Below are 23899 nucleotides of genomic sequence, written 5' to 3'. Positions count from 1 at the left end.
CCCTTTAGGGGGTGGCCTCACTTGATGCACCCCGATGCACTGCGGAGCATTGAAATCGCTGGCGAATTTCCGCACTTGATGCACCCGAGAGCAGACATACATTTGGAACCGGAGCATTGAAATCATTGACGAATTTCGGCACTTGATGCACTCCGATGCACTGGAGAGCAGGCACTCGATGCACTGGAGAGCAGGCTGTTTTCGGTCAGTTGAAAACGTCTGCGCTTGTATGCAAAACGTATGACATAATCGGCATTCGATTAGCCTTCCTGCCGACGGGGGCCGCCCTCACCCGCCCCGCCTTGACGACGCGGTGCCAACCCGCCTCAACGTCGTCCATCGGGTAAAGCGACAGCACCGCCGAGCGTTTCCGCAGCACCTTGGGTGCGTACGCCCGGGCGTTAGCGGACGACGACAGCGCGACCGGCTCGGCCTCACCAGCAGCCTCGACAACGGCGGCCAGCAGCGCGTCGTCGATCACGTCGCTCATCGCCGGCGCGCCGCCGCCCGCCGCCCCAGCACCACCCGAAACGCCCGCCAAGCCGGCGTCGGCAGCGGCCGAAGCCGAGCCCTCGGCACCACCCCCGAGCGCGTCCATGTCGTCGGCGCCGAGCGTCTTGCCGCTTACCATGTCGAACGCACCGGCGTGCCAGCGCAGCATGAACGTGTCGCCCGCAGCGCCGTAGTTCGCCTTGCGGTTCTCCAGCCGGCGGAAGGGGCCCGAGCCATCTTGCGACGCGTGTTGCAGGTACAGCCGACTGCGGACTGACGCGTGCCACGCTGTCGACCCCGACGTGCCGTCGCCGCCGACCGCCTGGCCCGCCTTGGACGGGTGGCCGAGCGCGAGCACTGCGCCGCCGATGTCCTGCGCCAGCCGGCCGAGACACGCTTGCACGAATTGCCGGACCTGGCTGCGGTCGATCTCGGAGCCGCCGAAGGTGTCGGCGATCGTGTCCACGACGATCAGGCCCGCGCCCCACTTCACCGCGTCGTCGCGCAGGCGGTGCCAGACGTCCGACCGCTTCATCGTGCCGGTGGCGCGGTCCCAGGTGCACAGCAGGTTGTCCATGTATTTGCGGGACGCGATGCGCAGCACGTCCGAGACGTCGGCCATGCCGACGCCGAGAGCTTTGTTGATCGCCCGTTGCCGCAGGTGCAGTTCGTCTTCGCTGTCCTCGCACAGGAACATCATCACCTTGCACTGCGCGGTGCGGCGGCCGAGGAACGGCCTGCCGAGCGCAACGCATGTCATGCTCTGTTGCGCGAGCAGCGTCTTGCCGACGCCGCCGGCGCCCGTGAGCAACGTCACCTCGCCGTCCGGGATCATGTTGGCGATCTTGAACCGCCGGACGGGCGGCGTGACGCCCTCCCAATCGAGCGGTGCGACCCATTTGATCGTGATCGGTTCGGGGCGTTCGGGCGCGTCCTTGGGGAACAGGCTTTCCGGTTCGTCCGGCAGCTTGTCGAAAAAGGCGTCGACCTTTTGAAATTGCCCGCCGCTGTGTTGCTCGGCCAGCTCGTAGAGCCAGTTTGCGCCGCGGCGGAATGGCGGCTTCATGCGCCGCCAGTCGGCGGCTACCACGTCGGGATCGTTGTCGCCGTCTTCCCACCTGGCGCACCAGTCGGCGAAGATTTCGAAAGCCTCGGGCTCGTCGTCCGGGAGCGCGGCCTTGATCGCATAGCCGAAGTCCCGATAGGCCTCGCGTGAGCCGAACATGGCCGAGTTGTTGGGCGTCGCCTTCACGGCGGCGCGGACCTTCTCGGGGTCGCCTCTGAGAGAGGCTTGCGCGATCTCTGTTTGCGCGCCCTCGGTAACGATCTCGCCGGTGTTCGGCAGGATCTCACGCAGGTGCGCCATGAAGGCCTGCACCTGCTCGGGTGCGAAGATCGGGAGCTGGTGTTGCGGGACAAGCGGCGTGGTCCACACGTAGGGCTGCAGTGTGACCGGGTGGACGCCGTGCGCGACGAATTGCCTGCCGGCCGAGAGGCACTCGACGCGGCTGACGCGCCGGCCCTGTTCGTTCAGCGGCCCGAACTCGACGCGCGTGTATTGCATCGGCGCGCTGAGACGGATCAGGTACAGCGCCTTCGGCGAGCGGCCAATGCGGGTCGGCACTGCGCCGAAATGCTCCATCACCGCGATCAGGATCTTGCCGGCGCAGGTTTGATCGAGCGTGTCGGCGTCGATCGCGAGCGCTTCCTGGCCGGTCATGATGCCGATGCCGGCGCCCATGCGCTGCCAGCGGTTGAGGTCGGCGGCGTCCGGGTCGGGCTGGTTGAGCCAGTCGTAGCCGTACCAGCCGTTCGCTCCGCGGACGCCGACCGCCTTGCCGCGACTATCCTGCGGCGTGCCGATGCGCTTGAACAGCGACGACGTTTCGCTGATCGGCGCATTCGGCGGGATGATCGGAACTAAGCGCTTGTATCCGAGCGCGGCGTAATCAGCGAAGGTCTGCGGCGCGCGCATGATCTGGAGCATTTACTGTTTGTGTGCCGTCGGGGTGCAACCCTCGATCGCGCTCTTCAGCCGCGCCATTGCCGGCGCCACGTGGCCGTTAAACTCCCGCTCGGCGGCGAAGTCGCCAGGGTCGAATTCCTGCAGTCGGGCGAGCAGGAAGGCCGCAGCGAAGAGGACGGTTTCGCTTCTAACTTCCGCATCGGCGCACGCTTCCGCGGGCGCCGCCTGCTCGTTCCGCCACGCCCAATCGAATTGCTCCATCGCAGCGGCCGGTGTCGCGCCGAAGCCGGCGACGCCTTCCTGCAGGTTCTCGCCGTAGAGCGCGCACCACATATCGCCGTCCGGGAAAAGCGCCGGGCGCATCAGGACATGCGGCGCGCGGCGGGCGTCCTCGGCTGCGCAGGCCGCGCAGGCCGCGTTCCATTGCGCGTTTAGCACGCTCTGTTCCGTTGCACAGTTCATCGCCCAACCCCTTGTGCCTCGACCGCTTTCGCGCAAGCCAGCACCACGGCGCCGGCCGGTGTCAGCGCCCATCTGCGCAGCGGCCCGGTGCGCTCGATCAGGCCTCGCGCTTCGAGCCGTTTCGTCGTGCCGGGAAATTTGCGGATGACGTAGCTGTTCTCGATGTGCCCGAGAACGCGGCGATCGATCTCACGCATTGTCGGCCTCGACGGCGCAGCTTTCGATTTGCGGGTTCTCAACTTCGCCGCTGCAGTGGTGGCAGACAGATACTTGGCCGTTCGTGGCCATTGCCGCCCGCTCGGCCTCTTCCGCCGTCTCAGCCTCGAACGCGCCGAGATACTTCGTTGCGACTACGCTTCCGTAAACGTGCCACTTCTTCACTTCAATTCCTCCGCCAGCGCGCCGAGCGCGTCGGCCATCGTGTCGCGCGGCTCGGTTCCGCTGCCGGCGTATTTGGCGCGCACCGCGGCGATCACCTCCAACAGCTCGCGGCGAGACACGGGCTCGTCGAGGCGCTGCTCCGCCTCGGCCGCCCGGCGAGCGACACCGCGCGCTTCTTCGGCCTCCGGCTCGGCGATGTGCAGCAGTTCCTTTTCCTTGGCGGTGCGCTGCCAAGGGAGCTTGGCGCGTATGATTTCCAGGTCGGTCATGTCTAGCTCTCCGCGGGTTTGTCGTGGTGGTTCGCCAGCGCGACCATCATGAGATCGCACTTTGCCCTGCCGTGCTCGTTGACGAAGGCGGCGAGGTCGGCGCGGGCGCCGAGCCGGACGTCGTGGCGAGCGTCATTCGCCGCGAAGATCAGGTCCTCGAACCGGCGAAACTCTTCCTCGGTGCACGGGACCGCGAGGACGTGAACGGGGGCCTTGTTCACGATACGCGCTCGCCGCTCGACGTGCGTGCCTGGTGCCGGTGGCTGATGGTGTAGCCGGCGGCGCGCAGCTTCTTGACGTGCTGCTCGCGCTCGTTGGCGGCGCCGACCATCCACGAGCCCCAATCGGTCGCGGTATCGAACTTTTCATCGATCGCGGCGATGCGGGCGAAACGCCGCGTCTCTTCCATCAACCGCTTCAACTTCAAGACCGCGTCGGCGTGATTGGTGACGCCGAGCATGCCCCAAACGGCTTCGTGCGCGAGCGTGGCCGTTGACCCGGCTTCCGCGTCGAGTGCAGCGTAAAGAGGACGGAGCTTCCCGCCTCGCCGTTCAACAGCCTCGCGCAACGAGCGATTGACTATCGTCTTACTCGCCACGCCGCTAGGCCCTACGATCTGATAGCCCACCGGCTTTTGCTGGAGCCCCATCGAGCGCGCCGCTCCGATGATCACCGCCACTACGCGATCCCAGGCGGCAGCGAACACAGGATCGCTGCACCCGCTCGCAGCGAGAATTTCACGAGTATAGGCGGTGTCCGGCCAACCGGCCCAAGCGAGCCGTGCCCGCGTGCGCAGCTCCGTGGTCATTTCGACGTCTGTATGCTGTTGCATTTCTCCATTTAATACGCTAGTCATTGTGTTGTCCTCTGCTTGTCAGGTGGTGGATTGCGTTGGTGTCGGGCGGCGGGATCGAGAAATCGGCCCGCCGTTTCGCTTTGCCGGCAGAGCGTGAGCCTAAGCCCTCGTCTCTCGTTGCATCAAGTCAAAAGATACATTCAGGCCGTGAAGGCGAGCAGGATCAGCCCGAGCACGCCGGCGAGCGCGTAGCCGTAAGCGCCGGCGTTGCGCAGGCCTGCGATCTGGACGCGGATCACGAACAGCAGAAGCGCGATTGACGCGCCAGCGCTAAGCGCGGCGACATAAAGGCCGTGGATGATGGTCACTGCTTCGTCTCCAGGCGTTTGCGGATAGAGCGGTGCTTCGGCACGGCGCCGGGCTTCAAGAGCACGTACCCCTTGCAATGCAGCGTGTCGATCGTGAAGCCGCCCTTCTCCAGCAATCGACGCAGGTGCCACAGATGCGCGCCGAGAGCCTTGTCGGGCAGCTCGGGCGGTTGCGGGCTCTGACCCCACAGCCCGAAAATCAGTTCGTCAGCGGAGACGGATTTCGGGTGCGCGGCGAGCAGGATCGAATACAGCTCGGCGCATTTCGGCTTCACCCTGAACACCCCGCCGGGCAGCGCGATCAGGTTGGTGGTGAGATCCACGAGCGGCCACTCGGCCTCGGTCACGCGGCCACAGCAGGGGCAATTCAGGATCATGGCCTGTCGTCCTTCTGCGCGCACCGCGGCCCGCCGCCTCGGGCGTATCGTATCAAGTCGAGCCTGCGCTCCAGCTCCGCGGTGTCGGCGTCGAGGGTGTGCGCGGGGTCGCCGCCGCGAGTGTAAGCGCGATGGCGCGATCTGAGCTGCAACAGCAGTGCCGTCTCGTCATGTTCGAGCATGATGCGCCTCACTGGATCAGATCAACGGGCGGGAGAAGGGCTTCTACTACCCTCCGCATTTCGCGGGCTTCTTCCGGGGTAAGATGCGACGAGCCAACAGGCTGCGTAGCCGCGGGGAATTTCTGACCAAGCAGCACTGCGCTGAGCGCGCACCCTGAGGTGCGGCCGCCGTGGACAATTACCGATCGCACCACTGCGCGCAGGCTCTCGTGTTCAGCGGAGTTGTAAGACCCCCGCTGATTATGAATCGGGCCAAATTGCCACATGGCGCTAACTCGCCTTGCGGGGCGTCGTGTTGAAACGAACCTTCCCGTCGATCAGGCCATTGTACTTCGCCGCCTCGACAGCGAGGCCGATCAACATGAGCACCTGAGCTGCCGTCCGGCGGCGAGAAATCGTGTCGTTTCGCCCGGCGGAAACCCAATGCTTGCGGGCTTCTTTCAACGTGAGATACTTACATCCGGCCCTCACCATAGGCTCGCGCTCGTCGGTGCACTGCTGCAGGCGGATCGCGTAGCCGCGCATGTCGTAGCCGGCAAGAATTGACCAGTTACGTCCGATACGCAGGAAGGACACGCGATCGCGGTGCTGTGGGTAGCCAGCTTCTGGCGCAAAGGTGTTGCAGCTCATGTCGGTGGTCCTCCTAATCGAAAATGTCGCTGTCAGGCGGTGATGGCGCGGCTTCCGGCGGGGGCGCGAAAGCCGCGAGGATTGCTTCGGCGACAGTCGCGCCGGTGAACTTGTAGGACTGCCCGTCATGCAGGATTTCCAGCGTGACGGCGCCGCCCGGCGTGTAGGCGTAAAGCGCGAGCGACAATTCAGGTCGCGCCGCCCGGAGGTCATCCAAAGATGGAAGCATCGGCCGCCTTCCTGACCCGCTTGGACAGGCCGTCCCGCAGCAGCATTTCGATCATGCGGGCGAGCGAGCTGTTCTCCGCCTCGCATCGCTTGTCGAGCTGCGCGCGCAGATCGTTAGCGAGCCAGATCGACGTTCTGGTCTTGCTTGGCGCGGCTTGAGGTTTCTTTCTCGCTGCCAAGTCGCCCTCTCCTATAGTTGATGATTTGTATTTTGTATGTCATTTGTATGTTGGCGTCAAGTGACCATCAATCCTTGCGGTATCGCTTCCCGACAAAGCCGCTCGCCGTAAGCGGCAGGCCGTCCGCCCAGGGATCGAGCCGGCAGATCAGTTCGAGGAAGAAATCGAGATCGGCCACCCCGCGCGGCAGCTCGGCGATCAGTTCGTCATGGACGTGGCCGATGATCGGGTAGCCGTGCGCCTCGGCCAGCCGAATGCCGTTGCGCAGCAGGTCGGCCGCGATCGCCTGAACGATGTTCTCGAAGGCGAGCCCGCCGTAGAGCGCGAAGCGCACGTACTTGCGCGTCACACTGTCGACGCCGAGCGCGGTCGCGGCCGGCTTCGCCTTGCTTTCGACCTTCGCGAGCCCTGCCCGCTCCAGATGCTCGGCGGTCGTGCGGAGCATCACTTCGGCGTCGGCCCATGAGCCGTCCGGGTTTTTCTTCTTCGCCCAAACCTGCTCGCTGAGACGCGGCTTGCCGTAAGCCAGACACCGGCCCGAAGGCAGGCGGCACCAAAGGAAGCTGCGCGTCACAAGGTAGGTGCACTTCATCACCTGTACCTTGGCGCCGGGGTTCTCGATCGCCTCGCGAATGCCGTCTTCGAGCGCGCGCCAGGCGCCGACGATCGCCGGGTGCGTCGCCCGCCAGCCGACCTTGACCAGTTCGGCGGCGAGCCAGGCTTCGCGGGAGAGCTGCTTCGTTGTGGCCTCGCCGCGCTTGACGCACTGCTCGTAACGCGTCACGGCCGCCTCGCGGCGTTCCTCGCTGGCCGCCTCCCATGCAGGCCCGTAAACCGGATCGATCTTGAGCGAGTAGTTTCGCGCCATGGAACGGAACGCGCCGACGCCGCCCTGATACTGCAGCGACAGTTCGGACACCTTGCCGACTTGCCGGCGCGGGTCTTTCTTCGTCAGCAGATCGGTCGTGGTGTTGAAGATGCCGGCGGCGGCCCGCCGGTAGAGGTCCGGCAAACTCGGATCGGCGATCAGGTCGAACATCGCCTGCACTTTCCAGTGCTCGCCGGCGAACCACGCGGCAACGGCGCCCTCGATGCCCGAATAGTCGGCCGCCAGCAGCTCGTGGCCGGGCGCGGCCCAAATAAAGGACCGCAGCGCGTCGGAGATCAGATGCAGCGGCTTGCCCAGCTCGTCGCCGTAGCAGAAGCGCAGATATTTCGGGTCGGCGAAGCGGATCGCCTCGAACAGCGTTTCAAGGTTGAGCGCGTGCTTCTCCGCGAGGTCGCTGTAAACCTTCCGCGGGCGCGGCAGGTTGTGCATCTGCGCGCCGACTGATGACCATCGGCCCGTGCTCGCGGCGTTGAACAGGAATGCGCCTCGCACCCGTCCGTCCTTGCCGGCGCGGCCGAGGAAGGCCCTTAACTTCGATACGCTGCTTTTCGCGGCTTCCTGCCGCAGCTCCAGCACCCTGCGTACGTGCGCCGGCAGGTCGTCGGCTTCGAGCAGCTCTTCAATCTCAGCCTTCGCGGCGCTCGGGATTGGCACGCCCTGCGCGTTGACCCACTCGACGATCTTTCCGACCTGTGAGCAGGCCGTGACCGCGCCGCCGGTCGCTTCCTTCATGTCGCGATCGAGCAGGATCTTCGCACGCTCGGCGACGCGCAGCGCGGCGCGCGCCGAGCGCGTGTCGATCCGCATTCCGCGGTCATTGATGCGCTGGTCGAGCAGGTACATTTCCTGCTCGGCGTCGGACAGCGGCACCATACGGGCGGCGGCGCCCGCCTCGGCTTCCACGTCGTCATCGCAGTAGTCGTGAAACTGTTCGAACTTCTCCGGGAAGTCTTCAGGCTCGTTGAAGTAGATGCCGGGCGGCTCGCCTTTCTTTGCGCGCCTCGGGCTGGAGAAATGCCGGATCAGCGCCACGCCGTTCTTGTTTTTCTTGATCGGCAGATCGAGCGCGTCCGACAGGCCGCCTAGATCGCGCGGCAGCGCCATGGCGGCGGCCGTGGCGGCGGTGCAGCGGAATTGCTCGGTCGACACCTCGGGCCAGCCGAGCCGCGGCGTAAGCACCATCTGCCAGAGCAGGCGTTCGAAGCTGGCGTTGTGCGCCCAAATGAGCCCGCCGTTACGGACGTGCTCGACGATGTCCGCCGGGCATGGCTCGCCGTAGCACCAGCGGCGGAGCGGGCCGCCGTCGATCCTGTATGACGCGAGCAGCGCTCTGGTGTGCGCCGAGGCCATGTAGAGATAGGTGCCGGCCGTCTTGATGTTGACGTCGCTGCGCGTCTCGAAATCGATCTCCAGGCCCTTCATGCGAAAAGCCCAGCCGGTTCGCGCAAGCGGATGAACTTGCCGCGGATGCCTGACGTTTCGAGCCGGTAGGCGTCATATTCGCCGTAGGCGCAGAGCGCCGACGGCGCGCCGCAGTTGTTTTCCGCGCGACGGCCATCCGGGTAGTGGAAGTGAAGCCGCGGCGTACGTAGGAACAGGACGGCGTCGGCTCGCTCCCACACGAAGCGAAAAAAACTGTCCGTCTCTGTGCGCGCGAAGATCAGCGCTGTGCCGCTTCCGTGGTCGACCAGCCGCGGGAGCCAAGCCTTGATATCAGCCGTGCTGTAGGGCGGATTGAGCCAGACGCGCCCGCACCACGGCGACCGCAAGCCGTTTTCCGGGAGCGTGATGTGCCAAGCCGCTGTCGGCCACGGCCGGGGTTCGGGCGCGGCGCAGGGGTCGAGGTCGAACGGTCCGAGCGCAGCGATGATTTCCGGCGGTGTCAACCACACGTCGCTTTCAGCCGCAGGGCTGTGGTGCCCGCCCATCCCCTTCATACGAGCACCCGCTGAAGCGCGGCGACGCCGTGGCGGTTCGCACGGTTCTGAACGGGCGTCGCCCAAGCGAGATTTTCGCGCCGGCAGTTCAGGCTGTCGCCGTCGCGATGGTCGCCGATCGTGTGCTTGCGGCTCGGCGGGATTTCGCCGGCGCGGATCAAGATTTCCTTGTGCAGGAAGAGTTTCGTTTGCGGGCCGCCGCGACCGCTGAGCCGCGTCGACCGCGTCGCGTAGAACTTCCGGCCAGTGCTGTTCGGCGTGACCGACCAGGCCCATTGAAGCGCCCAGGCGTAATCGATCATGTCGACCACGGCGAACAGGTCATTCGCCGGGTCGAGCCAGACCCGCCCGGTGTCCGGCGGCGCGTCCCAGGTGTTCGGATCGAGGAAGTCGATCATCCGAACACTCCGACGTTCAGTCGAAGATGTTCGATCGCTTCGTTGGCGGCTCGGACGAATCCTTCGGCTTGCGCGAGGTTGACCGCGTTGCCATAGGCGCGCAGGCGTCCCACTCGGCCGGCAAGCCCATGAGCCAGCGGGAATGCGCCGGGTTCAACTGGCCGCCATTTGTCATCCCGGCAGAGCAGCCAGTCAGGATCTTGCCAGAGGCCGTTAGTCGGGCCGGGCCGCCAGTTGCGCCCTCCGCCGACCACGCCGCCAGATGCGTTGCTACCGCCGTCAGCGTATCGAACGTGCCCCGGCTCCAGCGCGCTCCGCTGCTCTCGCTGTCCTCTGCCCGTGGCGTCGGCCACGCCGCCAGATTGAACGCGGCTTGCTGCGTCAGCGAAGTCCCCGTCATGTTCGGCGTCAAAGACCCACCGCGGTCGCCGTCCGTCGCGGACGGCGTTGTCCAGCTCGCGAGCTGCGCCTGCCGCGGTAGCTGATCTACTCGTGAGCGCTCCGAACCGTCCGGGTTGGTCCCGGTCGTTGCCATGCCCGCTGTGTCCTTCCAGTCGCGAGCGCTCGGCGTCACCCATGACGTAAGCGCTGCTACCTGCCCGAGAGGCCGCCCCGTATCCCACGGGCGCGCGTCCTTCACTCCCCGGTGCGCGTCCGTCACGGTTGGCGTCGGCCACCCAATACAGTCGCTGTCTGATGTGCGGCGCACCGAAGCCCGCAGCGCAGGTATCAACCGCCCAAGAGGTGTAGCCCAGGATTTCCAGCGAAGGACAAACAGTGTCGATCCAAATTCGTCCGTCGTTGCTCGCAACCTGCTCGCCGTAAATTCGGCCAGGCCGGCAGTCTCGCGCGAGCCGCCAAACCTCGGGCCAGAGGTGCCTGTCGTCGGCCAGCCACGCGTGGCCGCAACCGCAGCATACGAAGTAGCCAGTTCGTCCAACATGCGGGACAGGGTTTGTACCACCGCAGCTTGGGCAGGCTTTTTTCTTTCCTGCGGAGCTGAACGGCGGGCATGGGCAACTCGCGCTCCAACCGTGTTCGTCGTCCCGGATGCCGCCCCCCCGGAAAGCCCGGCTCCAGACGCCGATGCCGGCGAACAGGTGGACTTGTCTGTATCCTCGGAGGTCAGAAGGCCGAACATCCCGAATGTCCCTTTCGTCCACGTCGCCGGGCGCGATGTGGCCCGCAACTATCAGGTTGCGAAGCCACGCCGCCGCGAACGGGTCGATCTCGTTGTAGTAGGCGGTCATCCGAAGATGCTGTCTTCGTCGTCACCAGCGGGCGGCTCGTCGCCCTCTTCAGCGAGCACGTCAGCCAGCGCAGCCTCCGCGAAATCCGCCTCGCTGCGCGTCATGATCGGCAGCGGCGGTTCGCCGAGCGCGTCGTCGATCGCGTCGACATAATCCATGTCGAGCACTTTTCGGATCGCTTCGCCCGGCGTCGCGCCACGCATACAGCGCCACCCGGCCGACGCCCCGGTCTGCATGTTCGCCTGCCAATGGTCGGGGCACTTCCAAAGCGTGAAACCGTGCAGGCGGCCGTCGGCGGCGAGCTGGTTCAGCTTGTCTTCGATCCCGTTTTGCTGCGCGAAGCTTGCTATCTCACGAGCCAAGTCTTGGCGTTCGGCTTCGACGTACGCCAAGCCCATTTCTCTCTGTCGGGCGTCCGCGCGGGTGGTGTATTTGCGATCGACGAAGGCTTGAGCGCTGGCAAGCAGCCCGGAACCAACAGCCTTGATGCTCATGCGAACACCCCGCCGTCTTGGGCCGGCAAGCCTTTCTTCAGCGCAGCGGCGACGCAATCGACTTGATAGATCGCATCGTCTAATGCGTTGTGGTGCACGCCGCGGCGGCGTAGATCGCGTGTTTCGAAGTTGAAGACGTGATACACGGTGCGCGTGTCGCGGACGTTCCAGAACTTCCACGGCACAAGAGCTTTGGCAGCTACGCAGGCGGCCTCCCATAACGGCGGGTCGAACGACGCGCCGTGGCCCCATGCAAACTCGGCATTGGCAGTGAACCACGCGCGAAACTCTTCCGCCACCTCGCGCAGAGGGCGTTGGTCGTTGCTCAGCGCTCGCTGAGCAGCAGGCGCTTGTTCAGCCCACCAGCGTTCAGTCGCCGGGTCGACGACGAGGCCAACGTCGAGGCACGATTGCTTGCTGATATTCCGGTAGAACGTCGCGCCGGTGTTGCCGTCGAGGTCGAACTGCACGGCGCCGATTGACCGGATCACGCAGCCGGGGCGCGTGCCGAAGGTTTCCAAATCGATCATGGCGTGGTTCATCCGAACACCCCCATGCCGAGCGCGTGCGCGTAGGTTTCGAGGATGGTCATTTCTTCGGTGAGTTCGTTCTGATCACGCTTGCGCATCGCGATCAGTTTGCGCAGCACCTTGACGTCGTAGCCGTTGCCTTTCGCCTCGGCATACACGTCCTTGATGTCCTGGGCGATCGACGACTTCTCGTCTTCCAAGCGCTCGATGCGCTCGACGAGCGCTTTCAGCGCGTCCTTTGCGAACTTGGTAGCAGCCTGTTCGGTGCCGCTGTTGTCGCCCGCGACGGCCCGCGGATTGTCTACCTTTGCCACGTTGTCAGTCTCCGGTTGCGGTGCGCGGCGGGCGCCATTGCCCGCCGCTGTCTTGCTCTATTTGATACACTTTAGCCGAAGAGGCCCCCAGCTCCCGCGCCGGTCTTCGTGCTCTCGGGCGCGTTGCCCTCGTCGGGAATGCTCTCGGCCCATTTGTCGACGTCGACACCACCGCCCCCACCTAGCCGGTCGCCCTTCTCGGTCGACTGGAACATGGAGATCCCGAACGTCAGGCCCTTGCCCTTCTTGTCGTTGTCCCAGGTGAAGCAGTGCAGCACTCCGTAGCCCCAGCAGCCGCTATAGAGCTTCGCCTTGTCGACGATCGGCAGTTTCTGGCGGTCAATCAGTGCCGGCCGATAATCGGCGCCCGACTTCACGCGAATGAAATTGTGCCCGGGGAAGCCGGCGTGCGGATCGCCCGTCTTTTTCGACTTGCCTTGCGGGCCGTCACCGTCGAGGAACGGGCTGTGAATGACCTTATCCTTGATCATCTGACGCGCCTTGTCGCCCCACTCGGCCGTGGCCGCTTCAAGCGCGGCCTTCTCGTAGACCGCAAGGCTATCGGCCTTCGGGATCAGCAGCGACGCCGTCCAATTCTTGTTACCCCAATCGTCTTCTTGCAGTTCGAACAAGCCGTTGGCGAACGCCACGCGCACCAAACCCGTCTTGAAGTCTTCCGATCTCGATCCCATGTTATTCAGTCCTTCAGTTCTTCGAAAAATCGATCCGCGGCAGGCCGAATTGCCTCCCGCGTCGTCTTGTCAGCACGCACTAGGTCGCTACCTTCGGATGGCGTGACCGACAGGCCAGCCAACAAGCTCTTTTTCGCCTTGCCGAGCGCCTTCCTGATCTGCTTCGGCGTCTTCGTCTTGGCCGGGTTCAGGTACTTACTTTCGGGCAAGCCTGCGTCGCGGCAGACCGACCGGGCCTTCGCTTCGGCTTCGTCATCGATAAATTTCTCCCGGCCGACCTTCGGCACGCGCACATAGTTCGGGATATCGACGCCCGCCTCGGACTGCTGGTGCGCGAAGGCGCGCCGTGCGTTGATCCAGTCTTGGATCATATCGAGCAGATCGAGCGTCTTCGACAGCGCCTCGGGCGTGTCGTTAGTTGGCGAATTGCTGATCTGCGGCCTGTCAAGGTCGTCGAACCACACCTGCGCCGCGTCGAGCGCGCGTTGCTCCAGCGCGGGGCATGAGCCTTCGGAGCGGCAGAATTTGCACGATCCCGGCGTCAACCACTTCGCCGTCCACGCCGCGAAAGGTAGCTCGCTGATTTCGTCTTGCGCCTGCTTCGAGAGCGCCATGCGCTGCAGCAGCTCGGTCGTCCAATCGATCAGGTCGCCAATGTGGAACGTCTCGCTCCGCACCCGGCCGTCCTTGTGCGGCGCGCGGGGCTGAACGATCGTCACCTTGATATCCTCGACGTCGCGCCCCGGGTTCGCCAGCACCGCGCCGAGTCCATAGGTGCGCAACTGCTTGTTGTCGGCCGCCTCGACGACGCCCCGGCCGCCCTTCAGGTCGACGACTTCGAGCGACCGCCAGCGCGGAAAGTGGATCACCGTGTCGCCGGTGCCGCCCGCATCGAACGGCGTCTTGAGGTCGTTCAGCGAGAAATACTGCTCGTGAACGACGATCGGCGCTGGGCCTTCTGGAAACTCGGCGTTGTATTCGGCCACGCGGCCACGGACGTAGTCGACATAAACCTGCGCCGTCTCGGCCATTTCCTCGTCGACTTCGACCGAACGCTGTTTCGTTCGCTCGGTCGTGCCGATGAATTCGTCGGCGTCCCGCCCCGCGGCGAAACACTTCTCGCTGAGCTGGTGGCACGCCGTCCCCCAGGCCGACGCTTCGCTTTCCTTCTCCGGCGTGGTGATACGCGTGTTGAGCGCGATCGCGCCCAAGCAGAGCCAGTTACGCGCTGTCGAGCTGGCCGACCACGTCGCATGGTCACGGGCTCCGTGATCGACCGGCTTCGTCATTGCGAGCGCTCCCCTTACTTGCCGCTGACGGCGAGCGCCGCCTGAACGATCGCCTTCATTTCAGCCAGCTTCTCGGCCGAAAGCTCGCCGGTCATTTCGCGCTTGTTGGGGTTCTTCTCGACGCCGTTGGCGATGCCGATCACGGCCTTCGCGAGCGCCGCCTGATCGTCGGGCAAGTCGCTGACCTTGTCGGCGCCGATGAAGCCCTTGCCGTCTTCTTGCACGGCGGTCATGCCGTAAGCCTGAACGTAGCCGCTGAGCATCTTCTTGACGTCGTCGTGCGTCAGTTTCCGCGGTTCGGCCGCCTTCTCCTTCGCGGTGTCGGCCGCTTCGTCCTTGGCGTCCTGCTTGGCCTCGGCTTCTTCGCCGGGCGCGACGCGCTCTTCGCCGGTCGAAATGTTCTGCGCAGTCTCGGCAGCGGTCGTTCTGGTGTTGCGGCGGCCCCTCGGTTTCTCCGCTTCGGCCGCGTCGGCGGTCGACGGCGCGCCGCCGACAGTGCCGCTGCTGATCGCAGTCGTGTGCCGACCGTAGCCGTTCAACAACGTCTGCAGATCGTCGTGCAGCGCGGCGACGGTCTCGGCGTGAAAGTTGACGGTGATGCTCATCCTAGAACCTCTCTGATTGCGGCCCATAGCCTCATGAGGCTGGCCTGTATTGCCTCGTCGATAGAGCCTTCGATCACACAGACGCGGACGACGGCCTGGCGCGCCTGGTTGTGATTGGTGATGCGGAGTGATGCCTGCTGCATGTCCTTCGGCGTGAAGGATTGCTCGACGAACCAGAGCAACGCCGCCGAGCTGAGATCGATCGCTTCGCCGGCCGCAACTATCTGGCCGAGGAAGACGCGTTTCGATTTGTCGTGAAGCCAAGCCTGCTCGATCGGCCCGCGCTGCGCGGGCGGCGTCGATCCGTCAAGGCGCAGCACACCGAACTTTTCGAGCGCCAATTGCAGCGCGTCGCCGACTTCCTTGTGCCAGTACATCAGCACGATCTTGTCGAGGCCGCCGTCGAACTCGTCTTTCACGGCGTCAACAACGGCGCGCGCCTTCAGAGCGCCGGTGTTGCGGCGCAGCGGCCCGAGGTGCATTTCCAGCTCGCGTGTACGGCCCTCGTCGATCGCTTTCAGGATCGCCGCGCGGTCGACGTCACCTTCGGCGTGCTGGCGCAGCGCCCCGCTGATCATCAGCGGCAGCAACTCGTACACGGGGGGCCGAATGCCGACGTCGGCCTGCGTTCGCCGAAGCATGAACCCCTTCAGGCGGGCGTTCAGCTCTTCGGTGTTGCGCCCGCCGACCACGACGTTGATGCGCCGAAACTGAGACGTTTTCTTCTTCCGCACGATGCAGTAGCGGCTCTCGAAAGCGCTGTAGCGCGTGACGTCCGGCCAGCCGCGCGCGGGGTCGGCGGCCAGGCGCTCCGGCGCAAGCGCGCGCAGCATCGGGTAAGCATCGCTCGGGTCGTGCGGCAGCGGAGAGCCGGACAAGCACCAGACGCCCGCCGCGCGAGCGGTGATCGAGGTTCGCTTTTCAAGCGCTTGCCCATCGTCTCGCAGGTCGCCGTACACGGCGGCCGTACGCTTGGCGTCAAAGCTCTTCGCGGCGTGGCTTTCGTCGAGGATGGCTCTGTCGAAGTCGCGCGACATCAGCGCTGCGCGCATCGCCGGCTCGGACACCTGCCCCCATCCGACGATCGTCACGCCGCCGAGCTTTTCCCGAGCGGTGGGAGGCCCCGAGAGAACGCGCACGGGGCGGCCGAAGTCCGACCACAGCGGCCATGAGCGGCGCCACACCGGCCGCCCCGAGGCGGTCGTGATAACGAGAATGTCCTGCTCAAGATTGAGGTCAGCGCCGATGATCGCCGTGCCTGTCTTTCCCACGCGAGGGGCGTCCGCCAGCAAGGCGTTCGCGTTCCGCGCGAGGAAAAGGCTTCCCGATAGTTGGGTCGGCAAGGGTTTCATTCAGGCCTGCGAGCAAATCTATCTTGGTGGCTTGGTGTTGTATGTCACTGTATGTTGTTATTTGATACAGTCAAGACACATCGAGAGCGATTTCACCTGCGATCGCGAAGTACGTGGCGCCGTCGACATAGGTGTCGCGCACCGGCTTCGGCGAAGTGGCCACGCGACCGACCTTGGTCAGCACCATGTCGATCGCTTCGAGTTCGCCGGCTGAAAGCTGCCGCCGCATATGCTTCCGGAAGACCGCTTTGAGTTCGCCCGAGCACGCGAGATTGACCTTCGGCGGGCCGTAGCTCGCATCACGCGAGCCGTTCGTCAGCCCGGCGCCCTCTTCGAGGATCGTCACACGAACGGGCTTCACGGCCACGTCTCCGCAATCGCAGGCCGATGCCTTCTTTGCGCAACCAGAGCAATAGATTTCGGGGCTCATGCGAATATTCCTTCTGCTGGATTTATGGGCGTCACGCGGACCTCGGTGCGCGGCCGGTCGCTATACCACTTCTCGACGTGGCCGGAGACAATCTGCTTGTCGTCGATCCACACGATAAGGTTGAGCGCGTCCGTGAGCTTTCCACCGTTATCCCAATCGGGTTTAACCGTCGGCCTGATGTCGCCCCGCAGCGCGGCCGAGCGCCACGCCTTCGGCTTCGACGCTGGGATGGGCATGTGCATAGTTACTTCAAGGCGAAGCGGCCCCTCGAACGGCGGTCGATCGCCCATCGCGAGTTGCGCCGCGTAGGCTAGACGCCCCTCGAAGGTGACGGTGCGCTCGGGGGTGTATGAGTGGCCGTCGCGCGCCTGCTTCACGCGCTCTTTGCCGCGGGGCGCGCCGGCTAACTCGAAATAAATCATGCGTGGACCGCGACAGCCTCTTGCGCCGCGTTGATCTGCGCGGTGCAAGCGCGTCTGATCCGGACGCTTTCGCTGTGCATCCGCATGATTTCCAGCTCGTCTATGTGGTGTTCTACGGCCGCACAGTCACAGGCCCGTCTCGCCGCGGCCAGGTCTGATGAGATCGCGAAAAACTGCTGCAGCTCAAGCATCGCGTCGTGGCCACACGGCATTATTCCACCTACGTATCAACTGCCTAGTCAGGCTGATTGCGTTTGTCTCATGTATTACACTGTATGCCGACCAAGCTGGACGGTCAAGATATAATATCGCCACATTCACGCCGGCGTCACGCGAACGGCGACCGGCAATTTCAGGTTGCGTCAATCTTTCTGATGTTATGCTGACTTTTTGGCGTTGACCGCCCGCCATACGTATGCTAGTTGCAGCATACAAAAGGCATACGAATATTGCATACGTAAATTGAGGCTACTATGGCTAAGTCTTATCGAACCCACCTCCCCGCGTCGGAGGGAGATATGCCCAAATTGATACCGAAGCACCTCGCGAAAGACGAATTTGCTCGTCGCCTGTTGACCCTGATGCGCCGCAAGGGTTGGCGCCAGGCCGAATTCGCTCGGCAGGCCGGGCTCGCGCGCAACGCGATCTCTGTTTACCTGCGTGGCAGCAGCCTCCCGAACCCGGAAAGCCTGCAAAAGCTCGCCAAGGCGCTCGGCGTGAAGCCCGAAGAGTTGCTGCCGAACTACCAGGAAGCCGCGATCGAGCGCGACCACCCCGAGCTGGAGCTGCGCGTTTCTCCGGGCGATTCGAAGACGGCCTGGATCAGGATCAACCGGGCGATGCCGACGACGCTCGCTATCAAGATCATGGGACTGATCGAAGCGCATGATACCAAGACAGATGAGTGAGGCCGAAGCCGCGGCCCTGCTGAACCGGACCGTCAGCCAAATTCGGCGGCTGCGCCACACCGGCAAGCTGGGATACACGCCGGGGCGACCAGTCCGCATCGGCGAAGACGACATTGAAATTTACCTTCGGTGTATCAAATGCCATCCTACATCCTACGACAACATGACAACGGGGCCTTCTACATCCACTGGACAGAAGGTCGACGAAGCCGCCGTCGCAGCACGGGTACGGAAAGCGAGGCTGAAGCGCAGGTGTTCCTCGCGCGCTGGATCTTGAGCGATCAGCAGGAAGCCGAAACGGGCGCGCCGAGCTACACGGTCGGCGAGCTTTGGGCCGCCTACTACGAGCGCCACGTCGAAAAGAACAACGTCGAGACCCGCCCCGCCGACACGGCTTGGAAAAATCTCTCGCAGCACTTCGCGGCCTTGACGTTGGCCGACTTCGCGAAAAAGGACGCCTCCGGCGCCGACGCGGTCGAACGCTACGTGGCGCTGCGCGCCGCCGGGAAGATCGGCCGGTGCAAGGCCGCGCCGGCCACGATCAGGCACGAGGTCACGTTGCTGCGTGCGGCCCTCAATTGGTGCGCGAAACCGAAAGTCGCGATCATCCCGGCCGCCCTGATCCCGGTATTTGATATACCGCCAGACAGCGACCCGCGCGATCGGTGGCTGCGCGTTGACGAGATACAGGCGCTGTTCGCCGCCGCGGCCGCGCTGCGGTCAGGCCCTCGCCTGTCGCGTGGCGAGCGGTTCCTCTGGTTGGCGCTCGAAACGGCGGCGCGCCTGCAGGCGATCCTTGATTTAACCTGGGATCGCGTCGATTTTGAAACCGGCATGGTTCACTACAACGTGCCGGGCCGGAGGAAGACGAAGAAGCGGCGCGTCAGCGTCCCGATCTCGAAGGCGCTGCGCCCTGTGCTGCTGCGGGCGCACGACGAACGCGAAGGCGATCTCGTGATGGACAACAAGGTGCTGACGATCTGGCGGGCAACGCAGGCGATCGCCAAGCACGCCGGCGTCGAGCGCGTTAGCCCGCACGTCTTGCGCCACACGGCGGCCACGCACATGCTGCGCCGCGGGGTGCCGATCTGGACGGTTGCCGGCGTCCTCGGCAACACGGTCGCGCTGGTCGAGAAGGTGTACGGGCACCATTGCCGGGAAGGCCTGGCCGGCGGTGTTGAAATGATCTCTGGCGGGCTTTTGGAGTTGGCAGAATGAGCGACAACCCGTTTTGGAGTTGACAGAATGACATGCGATCACACCGTCACACGAGGCCGGGAAGGCGTTGAAGGCTACTGGTGCGAAGCCTGCGGCGTTCAGGTTATGGCCGTGAGCGCTCGTTACGACGACAAAGGGCACCTGCACCACCGCCCGCGCGGGCCGGACGGGAAGCTGATTTGATGCGCGCACTTTGGGGTGCAAAGCGCTCAAATTGAGCGCGAAACGAGATACGTTGTAATACGAAATGGGATACAATGCAGCATACAAACAGAAGAAGACGAAGCTAAATCAGGGCTATTTCGGGTTAAGTGGTTGAGATACAACCGAATTACAAATCGCGCGAAATGATATTCGGAATGCTCACGCGACGTTCCCGGATTCCGGCCCAGAGCCGGCGATACCCTTGAACTTTCGACGGCGGGACGGGCTCGTTGTCTACATAGTACATGCTGGGCCCCCTTGCGAGCCATTGCGCGCTGGCGGAATCCGACGTAACCACCCCAAAACCATCGTTCGGGCGCGGGCAAGCGGGACTTAGGTCTAGCGCGACCGACGGGGTCAATCGGCGGCGGCTTCGTGCCGGGCGGCAATCCAGGCCGCGCAGCGCCTTTATCTTTGAGGGAGCCGGCCATGACCGAGCGGAAGCACGGCCTCACCTATGCTGATTCCGGCGTCGACATCGACGCGGGCAATCGTCTTGTCGACCTGATCAAGCCGATGGTGCGGGCCACCGCTCGCCCCGGCGCCGATTCCGAAATCGGCGGCTTCGGCGGGCTGTTCGATCTGAAAGCCGCAGGCTTCAAGGACCCGGTTCTGGTGGCGGCCACCGACGGCGTCGGCACCAAGATCAAGGTTGCGATCGAGGCCGGATTGCACGCCGGCATCGGGATCGATCTGGTCGCAATGTCGGTGAACGACCTCGTGGTGCAGGGCGCCGAGCCGCTGTTCTTTCTCGACTACTTCGCCTGCGGAAAACTCGATCCAGAAGCCACGGCCGAAATCGTCGCCGGGGTGGCCGAAGGCTGCCGCGAGTCCGGCTGCGCGCTGATCGGCGGCGAGACCGCCGAGATGCCGGGGCTCTACAAGGACGGCGACTACGATCTCGCCGGCTTTGCGGTGGGCGCGGCCGAGCGCGGAACCCTGTTGCCCTCCCCGGACATTGCCAAAGGCGATGCAGTGATCGGGCTCGCCTCTTCGGGCGTACATTCGAACGGCTTTTCGCTGGTGCGCAAGATCGTCGAGAAATCCGGCCTGCCCTATGACGCGCAGGCGCCGTTCTCGCCGGTGATGACGCTCGGTGGCGCATTGCTGACGCCGACCAAACTCTACGTGAAATCGTGCCTGAACGCGATCCGCACGACCGGCGCGATCAAAGGACTGGCGCATATCACGGGCGGCGGATTCACCGACAACATCCCGCGCGTACTCCCTAAACATCTCGGCGTCGGAATCGATCTGCCGCGACTTCCAGTGTTGCCGGTGTTCAAATGGCTCGCCGAGCAAGGCGGCATCGCCGAACTCGAATTGCTGCGCACCTTCAACTGCGGCATCGGAATGATCGCGATCGTCAGAGCCGACGCCGTCGACGCCGTCACCGAGGCGCTCACCAGCAGCGGGGAAAGCGTCCATCTGCTCGGTGAAGTGATCGAGGCCACGGGCGAGCATCGCGTCGTTTACGACGGTCACCTCGATCTCGGTCGGTGACCCCGGTGAAGCGTCGCGTCGCTATCCTGATTTCCGGGCGCGGGTCGAATATGGCCGCGCTGATCGAAGCCGCGGCCGAGGACGGGTTTCCCGCCGAAATCGCCGTCGTGATCGCCAATACAGCCAGCGCTGGCGGCCTCGCGATCGCCCAGCGCAGCGGCATCGAAACCCTGGTGATCGAAAGCAAGCCGTTCGGCAAGGATCGCGCTGGCTTCGAGGCCGTGCTGCAGGCGGCGCTCGACGAGCGCCGGATCGAACTGATCTGCCTCGGCGGCTTCATGCGGCTGTTCACGGCGGACTTCGTGAATCATTGGTACGGCCGGATGCTCAATATTCACCCGTCGCTGCTGCCGTCGTTTCCGGGGCTCGATCCGCACGGTCAGGCGTTGCGCGCGGGCGTGAAGATCTCCGGCGCAACCGTGCATTTCGTCATCGCCGAAACAGACGCTGGCCCGATTGTCATTCAGGGTGCGGTGCCGGTGCATGACGACGACACAGCGGATGCTCTTGCCGCCCGTGTTCTCGCGATCGAGCATAGCATCTACCCGAAGGCGCTCAAGATGGTTGCGTCCGGCCAGACGCGGTTCGAGGGCGATCTGTGCAAATCGACCCCGAGTGACGCTTCTGATCAGACGTTGATCGTGCCCGCGTAAAACTCGTCGATACCAGGAGAACACCCCGGACTGTCGCCGAGGTAATAGCTCCGGCGATCGCACCCGTTCAAGAGACCTTCAGGTTCTCTGCCGACGTCTTGCCGCGATTGTCGACCAGTTCATACTCGATGGTTTGGTTTTCATTGAGCGTGCTGAGCCCGGCGCGCTCGACCGCCGAGATGTGGACGAACACGTCCTTGTCGCCGCTGGTCGGACGGATAAAGCCATAACCCTTGGTCGGGTTGAACCACTTGACGGTGCCCTTTTGCATCGCCTGTCTCCTCTCTAGACACAAAAAAGACGCGGCGCGCTCAATGCACGCCACGCCACAAACGGCGCTCCAGAAATCTGCTTGTATTTCCAGTCGCGAAACATAAAGCCGAACGACCCAAATCCGATTGCGGGTCAATTGCAACACGATTTTTTGCAGTTAGCAAGTCTTGCGAGTGCCGCAGAAATGAGCGCCGCAACGGTTAGGTTCCGAAAGCCGATCGCGCGCCGACGTCGCAAGGATCTATCAGTCGGCAGCGATCGCTGTTTCGCGATGAAATTTCTCATCGAGCGATGCGTAGCAACGCAATCCCAATCGAGCTCGGCAGCGAGGCAATTTCTTGCTGCAGCGCGAAAGCCCCCTTTGTTCCCGCGCATGCGACAATATTGAGCACCCGCTACGGTGTTCATACGTCTTGCTCATGACTATCGTTGCCGTGAATCGGCTCCAGCCCGGTTCCCTCCCCTAAAAAGCCCCCGCGCGAGGAGTTGAGTTCTGCCCCTTTCAAGCGACATCAACGAATGCCCTTCAACGGTGAAGAACCGCGTTCTGGCGCAACTGCCGCCGGACGATTTTCTCGCCCTCAAGCCGATGTTGACGCCGGTCGAGTTCAAGGGACGAGCCGTGCTGCAGGAGGCCAACCGCCCTGTCGAGTACGTGTACTTCATCGAGGACGGCCTTGTTTCGCATATGGCCGGTAGTCGAACCGACTACGTCGAGACCGCCATGGTCGGCGTGTTCGGTTATGTCGGCGTTCCGCTGCTTCTCGGGAATCCGGTCGCTGCACAGCGCTCGATTGTTTCAGTGCCCGGAACCGCTTTGCGGATTGAGGCAGAGGATCTTTCGCGCGTGCTGACAACTCGGCCGCAGGTCCGCGACCAGCTGTTGCGCTACATCTCGGCGCTGATCGCACAGAATACCCAGAGCGTGCTGTGCGCTGCCCGGCACGAAATTAACCAGCGGTTGGCGCGCTGGTTGTTGCTCGCCAACGATCGCATTCAGAATGACGTGCTCTACATCACTCACGAATTGCTGGCGACCAGCCTGGGCGTTCGCCGCGCCAGCATCACCAATGCGCTGTTGCATTTCGAGGCCGAAGGCATTCTGCAAAAGTCGCGCGGAGCAGTGCGGGTGATCGACCGGCTCGGCCTCGAGAAGCGCGCCTGCGATTGCTACAACATTGTCCGGGACGCCTATGCGTGGGCGCAGGTCACGCACGACGACCACCATCACGCCGGATGCGCTCATGGGCAGGACGGCGACATCATCGCCGGCACCGCCTGACGGCGCCGCGCCGCGGGCGCGGAGTTGCCTTCGAAATCGGTGATCAGTGCTGCGCGGTCGAGCCTGCAGCCTGATCACCTGCCGCCCTCCGCCGCCAGATCGATCCTGCAATCAGGACCATGGCTGCGCCCGACAGCGCAAACAGATACTCGCCGAAATTGCAGCTACCGGAGAAATCGGTAGCCAGACCGATCGTCCTGAACAACGCATCGATCGGAGCGCCTGGCCCGTCGAAGCTCGACATCAGCGGACAAATCGCCGGGTCGGTCGCGCGATCACTTCGCCGGCGATCCAGCCGAGCAGCGCCGCTCCGGCCCACACCAGCGGCGTCAGTTTCTCCAGCACCAGCATGATCAATGCGGCGCCGGCAACGATCATCGGCGCGCTGATCGTGAGGCCGAGGATCAACAGCGGCACGCTGCCGTTGGCGGCCGCGGCCACGGCGATGACGTTGTCGAGACTCATGATGATGTCGGCAACGACCACGATCTGCACGGCGTGCCACAGATGCACGCCTGATTCGACGCTGTCTTCGTCGTCATTCACAGGCACCAGCAGCTTCGCAGCGATCACCAGCAGAGCCAGTCTACCGACCAGCTTGAGGTAGGGCCACTCCATCAGGGAGACGACGATGCCGGTGAAGATGATGCGGAGATGCAAAGCGGCGCCGGCGCCGAGATCATCCCCATAGCCGATGCCGCAGATTGGGCCCCCGGCAGGTCAACGCGATCCAGCGCGTGGTCGCCCGACAACAGCACGTTGATCCGGATGATCTTGCCGATGGAGAGCCAGAAAGCAGGGCCGTTCAATGCTCTTGAACTGAGCGATGAGCCCCTAAAGGGTCGCGGGGTCGAAGGTGCTCAGAACCCAGTCCATGGCCTCTGCTCCCCTCGCTTTTCTAAGACCGCGGCCGCTCGATCAGCGGT

The 23899-nt window shown here is 64.0% G+C and carries 31 protein-coding genes and 2 pseudogenes; 6 read left to right on the top strand and 27 right to left on the bottom strand.

Annotation, left to right across the window (positions count from 1 at the left end):
- Positions 1 to 205: 205 nt before the first annotated feature.
- From BMY71_RS20300 to BMY71_RS20185, 25 genes are all read right to left on the bottom strand, one after another.
- Positions 206 to 2479 (bottom strand): AAA family ATPase, encoded by a 2274-nt coding sequence (locus BMY71_RS20300; RefSeq protein ID WP_092685935.1) that lies wholly within the window; start codon positions 2477 to 2479, stop codon positions 206 to 208.
- Entirely contained in the window at positions 2480 to 2956 is a 477-nt protein-coding gene (locus tag BMY71_RS20295) for a hypothetical protein (protein WP_139202695.1), read from the bottom strand. It abuts the gene before it with no gap.
- Entirely contained in the window at positions 2917 to 3117 is a 201-nt protein-coding gene (locus BMY71_RS20290) for a hypothetical protein (protein WP_092685933.1), read from the bottom strand. Before BMY71_RS20290 ends, BMY71_RS20295 begins: the two co-directional genes overlap by 40 nt.
- Positions 3110 to 3301, bottom strand: coding sequence for a hypothetical protein (locus BMY71_RS20285; RefSeq protein WP_092685932.1), 192 nt, complete (start codon positions 3299 to 3301; stop codon positions 3110 to 3112). Before BMY71_RS20285 ends, BMY71_RS20290 begins: the two co-directional genes overlap by 8 nt.
- The gene (locus BMY71_RS20280; protein ID WP_092685931.1) at positions 3298 to 3570 is read right to left on the bottom strand and encodes a hypothetical protein; all 273 of its coding nucleotides are present in this window, start codon (positions 3568 to 3570) and stop codon (positions 3298 to 3300) included. The genes BMY71_RS20285 and BMY71_RS20280 overlap by 4 nt, the downstream gene beginning before the upstream one ends.
- 2 nt (positions 3571 to 3572) lie before the next feature.
- On the bottom strand, positions 3573 to 3791 hold the full coding sequence (locus BMY71_RS20275) for a hypothetical protein (RefSeq protein ID WP_092685930.1): 219 nt from the start codon (positions 3789 to 3791) through the stop codon (positions 3573 to 3575).
- The gene (locus tag BMY71_RS24540; protein ID WP_139202694.1) at positions 3788 to 4378 is read right to left on the bottom strand and encodes a hypothetical protein; all 591 of its coding nucleotides are present in this window, start codon (positions 4376 to 4378) and stop codon (positions 3788 to 3790) included. The genes BMY71_RS20275 and BMY71_RS24540 overlap by 4 nt, the downstream gene beginning before the upstream one ends.
- A gap of 188 nt (positions 4379 to 4566) precedes the next feature.
- Positions 4567 to 4734 carry a hypothetical protein gene (locus tag BMY71_RS25030; RefSeq protein WP_175557741.1) on the bottom strand — a complete coding sequence of 56 codons (168 nt, stop codon included), beginning with the start codon at positions 4732 to 4734 and terminating at the stop codon, positions 4567 to 4569.
- On the bottom strand, positions 4731 to 5111 hold the full coding sequence (locus BMY71_RS20265; RefSeq protein WP_092685928.1) for a helix-turn-helix domain-containing protein: 381 nt from the start codon (positions 5109 to 5111) through the stop codon (positions 4731 to 4733). The genes BMY71_RS25030 and BMY71_RS20265 overlap by 4 nt, the downstream gene beginning before the upstream one ends.
- 452 nt (positions 5112 to 5563) lie before the next feature.
- Positions 5564 to 5923 carry a hypothetical protein gene (locus BMY71_RS20255; RefSeq protein WP_092685926.1) on the bottom strand — a complete coding sequence of 120 codons (360 nt, stop codon included), beginning with the start codon at positions 5921 to 5923 and terminating at the stop codon, positions 5564 to 5566.
- A gap of 13 nt (positions 5924 to 5936) precedes the next feature.
- Positions 5937 to 6152, bottom strand: coding sequence for a hypothetical protein (locus BMY71_RS24535; protein ID WP_139202693.1), 216 nt, complete (start codon positions 6150 to 6152; stop codon positions 5937 to 5939).
- On the bottom strand, positions 6133 to 6330 hold the full coding sequence (locus BMY71_RS20250; protein ID WP_092685925.1) for a hypothetical protein: 198 nt from the start codon (positions 6328 to 6330) through the stop codon (positions 6133 to 6135). Before BMY71_RS20250 ends, BMY71_RS24535 begins: the two co-directional genes overlap by 20 nt.
- A gap of 67 nt (positions 6331 to 6397) precedes the next feature.
- Positions 6398 to 8641 carry a DNA polymerase family A protein gene (locus BMY71_RS20245; protein ID WP_092685924.1) on the bottom strand — a complete coding sequence of 748 codons (2244 nt, stop codon included), beginning with the start codon at positions 8639 to 8641 and terminating at the stop codon, positions 6398 to 6400.
- On the bottom strand, positions 8638 to 9156 hold the full coding sequence (locus BMY71_RS20240) for a DNA N-6-adenine-methyltransferase (RefSeq protein ID WP_092685923.1): 519 nt from the start codon (positions 9154 to 9156) through the stop codon (positions 8638 to 8640). The genes BMY71_RS20245 and BMY71_RS20240 overlap by 4 nt, the downstream gene beginning before the upstream one ends.
- Positions 9153 to 9554 (bottom strand): HNH endonuclease family protein, encoded by a 402-nt coding sequence (locus BMY71_RS20235; RefSeq protein WP_092685922.1) that lies wholly within the window; start codon positions 9552 to 9554, stop codon positions 9153 to 9155. Before BMY71_RS20235 ends, BMY71_RS20240 begins: the two co-directional genes overlap by 4 nt.
- Before the next feature lie 16 nt (positions 9555 to 9570).
- Complete coding sequence (locus tag BMY71_RS25025) at positions 9571 to 10089, bottom strand: hypothetical protein (RefSeq protein ID WP_175557740.1); 519 nt, start codon at positions 10087 to 10089, stop codon at positions 9571 to 9573.
- Positions 10090 to 10800: 711 nt separating this feature from the next.
- On the bottom strand, positions 10801 to 11298 hold the full coding sequence (locus BMY71_RS20225; protein WP_092685920.1) for a hypothetical protein: 498 nt from the start codon (positions 11296 to 11298) through the stop codon (positions 10801 to 10803).
- Positions 11295 to 11828: a 3'-5' exonuclease gene (locus BMY71_RS20220; RefSeq protein WP_175557739.1), complete on the bottom strand. Its 534-nt coding sequence runs from the start codon at positions 11826 to 11828 to the stop codon at positions 11295 to 11297. The genes BMY71_RS20225 and BMY71_RS20220 overlap by 4 nt, the downstream gene beginning before the upstream one ends.
- Positions 11829 to 11836: 8 nt before the next feature.
- Positions 11837 to 12142, bottom strand: coding sequence for a DUF2312 domain-containing protein (locus tag BMY71_RS20215; protein WP_092685918.1), 306 nt, complete (start codon positions 12140 to 12142; stop codon positions 11837 to 11839).
- Between the two features lie 71 nt (positions 12143 to 12213).
- A complete protein-coding gene (locus BMY71_RS20210; RefSeq protein ID WP_092685917.1) occupies positions 12214 to 12834 on the bottom strand; it encodes an ssDNA-binding protein in 621 nt (206 codons plus the stop codon).
- 5 nt (positions 12835 to 12839) lie between these two features.
- Entirely contained in the window at positions 12840 to 14123 is a 1284-nt protein-coding gene (locus tag BMY71_RS20205) for a DUF2800 domain-containing protein (protein WP_092685916.1), read from the bottom strand.
- Positions 14124 to 14137: 14 nt separating this feature from the next.
- Entirely contained in the window at positions 14138 to 14728 is a 591-nt protein-coding gene (locus BMY71_RS20200; protein WP_092685915.1) for a hypothetical protein, read from the bottom strand.
- Positions 14725 to 16080, bottom strand: coding sequence for a DEAD/DEAH box helicase (locus BMY71_RS20195; RefSeq protein WP_139202692.1), 1356 nt, complete (start codon positions 16078 to 16080; stop codon positions 14725 to 14727). Before BMY71_RS20195 ends, BMY71_RS20200 begins: the two co-directional genes overlap by 4 nt.
- A 70-nt stretch (positions 16081 to 16150) precedes the next feature.
- Entirely contained in the window at positions 16151 to 16441 is a 291-nt protein-coding gene (locus tag BMY71_RS20190) for a DUF6378 domain-containing protein (protein WP_139202691.1), read from the bottom strand.
- Between the two features lie 65 nt (positions 16442 to 16506).
- Positions 16507 to 16932 carry a RusA family crossover junction endodeoxyribonuclease gene (locus BMY71_RS20185; RefSeq protein WP_092685912.1) on the bottom strand — a complete coding sequence of 142 codons (426 nt, stop codon included), beginning with the start codon at positions 16930 to 16932 and terminating at the stop codon, positions 16507 to 16509.
- Positions 16933 to 17405: 473 nt separating this feature from the next.
- Here BMY71_RS20185 and BMY71_RS20175 point away from each other — a divergent pair, with 473 nt between their 5' ends.
- The 5 genes and pseudogenes from BMY71_RS20175 to purN all read left to right on the top strand — a co-directional run bounded on the left by BMY71_RS20175 (position 17406) and on the right by purN (position 21418).
- Positions 17406 to 17840 carry a helix-turn-helix domain-containing protein gene (locus BMY71_RS20175; protein ID WP_092685910.1) on the top strand — a complete coding sequence of 145 codons (435 nt, stop codon included), beginning with the start codon at positions 17406 to 17408 and terminating at the stop codon, positions 17838 to 17840.
- Positions 17818 to 17958, top strand: a pseudogene (locus BMY71_RS25580) (helix-turn-helix domain-containing protein); the annotation flags it as partial. The gene BMY71_RS20175 and the pseudogene BMY71_RS25580, both read left to right, overlap by 23 nt.
- A 20-nt stretch (positions 17959 to 17978) precedes the next feature.
- Positions 17979 to 19058 carry a tyrosine-type recombinase/integrase gene (locus tag BMY71_RS20170; protein WP_092685909.1) on the top strand — a complete coding sequence of 360 codons (1080 nt, stop codon included), beginning with the start codon at positions 17979 to 17981 and terminating at the stop codon, positions 19056 to 19058.
- A 633-nt stretch (positions 19059 to 19691) separates the two neighbouring features.
- The gene (gene purM, locus BMY71_RS20165) at positions 19692 to 20765 is read left to right on the top strand and encodes a phosphoribosylformylglycinamidine cyclo-ligase (protein WP_011503357.1); all 1074 of its coding nucleotides are present in this window, start codon (positions 19692 to 19694) and stop codon (positions 20763 to 20765) included.
- 5 nt (positions 20766 to 20770) lie between these two features.
- Positions 20771 to 21418, top strand: a complete 648-nt coding sequence (gene purN / locus BMY71_RS20160; RefSeq protein WP_092685992.1) for a phosphoribosylglycinamide formyltransferase — start codon at positions 20771 to 20773, stop codon at positions 21416 to 21418.
- Positions 21419 to 21485: 67 nt separating this feature from the next.
- On the opposite strand, the gene BMY71_RS20155 is transcribed toward purN, so the two are convergent.
- Positions 21486 to 21689: a cold-shock protein gene (locus tag BMY71_RS20155; protein ID WP_011503359.1), complete on the bottom strand. Its 204-nt coding sequence runs from the start codon at positions 21687 to 21689 to the stop codon at positions 21486 to 21488.
- Between the two features lie 534 nt (positions 21690 to 22223).
- On the opposite strand from BMY71_RS20155, the gene BMY71_RS20150 reads away from it, so the two are divergent.
- Positions 22224 to 22973: a Crp/Fnr family transcriptional regulator gene (locus tag BMY71_RS20150; protein WP_092685908.1), complete on the top strand. Its 750-nt coding sequence runs from the start codon at positions 22224 to 22226 to the stop codon at positions 22971 to 22973.
- Between the two features lie 43 nt (positions 22974 to 23016).
- Here the strand turns inward: BMY71_RS20150 and BMY71_RS20145 are convergent.
- Positions 23017 to 23801, bottom strand: a pseudogene (locus BMY71_RS20145) (YjbE family putative metal transport protein).
- Between the last annotated feature and the right edge of the window lie 98 nt (positions 23802 to 23899).

Origin of the sequence: Rhodopseudomonas pseudopalustris (assembly GCF_900110435.1) — a bacterium.
Classification (GTDB): Bacteria; Pseudomonadota; Alphaproteobacteria; order Rhizobiales; family Xanthobacteraceae; genus Rhodopseudomonas; species Rhodopseudomonas pseudopalustris.
Note: the sequence above shows the minus strand (reverse complement) of the source record. Positions and strands in the feature narration are given on the sequence as shown.

What these genes read in the sequence shown, in the direction of transcription:
- BMY71_RS20245 (WP_092685924.1), bottom strand. Translation starts at nt 8,641, where the DNA reads ATGAAGGGCCTGGAGATCGATTTCGAGACGCGCAGCGACGTCAACATC.
- BMY71_RS20210 (WP_092685917.1), bottom strand. Translation starts at nt 12,834, where the DNA reads ATGGGATCGAGATCGGAAGACTTCAAGACGGGTTTGGTGCGCGTGGCG.
- BMY71_RS20300 (WP_092685935.1), bottom strand. Translation starts at nt 2,479, where the DNA reads ATGCTCCAGATCATGCGCGCGCCGCAGACCTTCGCTGATTACGCCGCG.
- BMY71_RS20170 (WP_092685909.1), top strand. Translation starts at nt 17,979, where the DNA reads ATGCCATCCTACATCCTACGACAACATGACAACGGGGCCTTCTACATC.
- BMY71_RS20220 (WP_175557739.1), bottom strand. Translation starts at nt 11,828, where the DNA reads ATGATCGATTTGGAAACCTTCGGCACGCGCCCCGGCTGCGTGATCCGG.
- BMY71_RS20205 (WP_092685916.1), bottom strand. Translation starts at nt 14,123, where the DNA reads ATGACGAAGCCGGTCGATCACGGAGCCCGTGACCATGCGACGTGGTCG.
- BMY71_RS20255 (WP_092685926.1), bottom strand. Translation starts at nt 5,923, where the DNA reads ATGAGCTGCAACACCTTTGCGCCAGAAGCTGGCTACCCACAGCACCGC.
- BMY71_RS20290 (WP_092685933.1), bottom strand. Translation starts at nt 3,117, where the DNA reads ATGCGTGAGATCGATCGCCGCGTTCTCGGGCACATCGAGAACAGCTAC.
- BMY71_RS20225 (WP_092685920.1), bottom strand. Translation starts at nt 11,298, where the DNA reads ATGAGCATCAAGGCTGTTGGTTCCGGGCTGCTTGCCAGCGCTCAAGCC.
- BMY71_RS24540 (WP_139202694.1), bottom strand. Translation starts at nt 4,378, where the DNA reads ATGACCACGGAGCTGCGCACGCGGGCACGGCTCGCTTGGGCCGGTTGG.
- BMY71_RS20155 (WP_011503359.1), bottom strand. Translation starts at nt 21,689, where the DNA reads ATGCAAAAGGGCACCGTCAAGTGGTTCAACCCGACCAAGGGTTATGGC.
- BMY71_RS20280 (WP_092685931.1), bottom strand. Translation starts at nt 3,570, where the DNA reads ATGACCGACCTGGAAATCATACGCGCCAAGCTCCCTTGGCAGCGCACC.
- BMY71_RS20175 (WP_092685910.1), top strand. Translation starts at nt 17,406, where the DNA reads ATGGCTAAGTCTTATCGAACCCACCTCCCCGCGTCGGAGGGAGATATG.
- BMY71_RS20185 (WP_092685912.1), bottom strand. Translation starts at nt 16,932, where the DNA reads ATGATTTATTTCGAGTTAGCCGGCGCGCCCCGCGGCAAAGAGCGCGTG.
- BMY71_RS25025 (WP_175557740.1), bottom strand. Translation starts at nt 10,089, where the DNA reads ATGGCAACGACCGGGACCAACCCGGACGGTTCGGAGCGCTCACGAGTA.
- BMY71_RS20235 (WP_092685922.1), bottom strand. Translation starts at nt 9,554, where the DNA reads ATGATCGACTTCCTCGATCCGAACACCTGGGACGCGCCGCCGGACACC.
- BMY71_RS20200 (WP_092685915.1), bottom strand. Translation starts at nt 14,728, where the DNA reads ATGAGCATCACCGTCAACTTTCACGCCGAGACCGTCGCCGCGCTGCAC.
- BMY71_RS20240 (WP_092685923.1), bottom strand. Translation starts at nt 9,156, where the DNA reads ATGAAGGGGATGGGCGGGCACCACAGCCCTGCGGCTGAAAGCGACGTG.
- BMY71_RS20265 (WP_092685928.1), bottom strand. Translation starts at nt 5,111, where the DNA reads ATGATCCTGAATTGCCCCTGCTGTGGCCGCGTGACCGAGGCCGAGTGG.
- purM (WP_011503357.1), top strand. Translation starts at nt 19,692, where the DNA reads ATGACCGAGCGGAAGCACGGCCTCACCTATGCTGATTCCGGCGTCGAC.
- BMY71_RS24535 (WP_139202693.1), bottom strand. Translation starts at nt 6,152, where the DNA reads ATGCTTCCATCTTTGGATGACCTCCGGGCGGCGCGACCTGAATTGTCG.
- BMY71_RS20195 (WP_139202692.1), bottom strand. Translation starts at nt 16,080, where the DNA reads ATGAAACCCTTGCCGACCCAACTATCGGGAAGCCTTTTCCTCGCGCGG.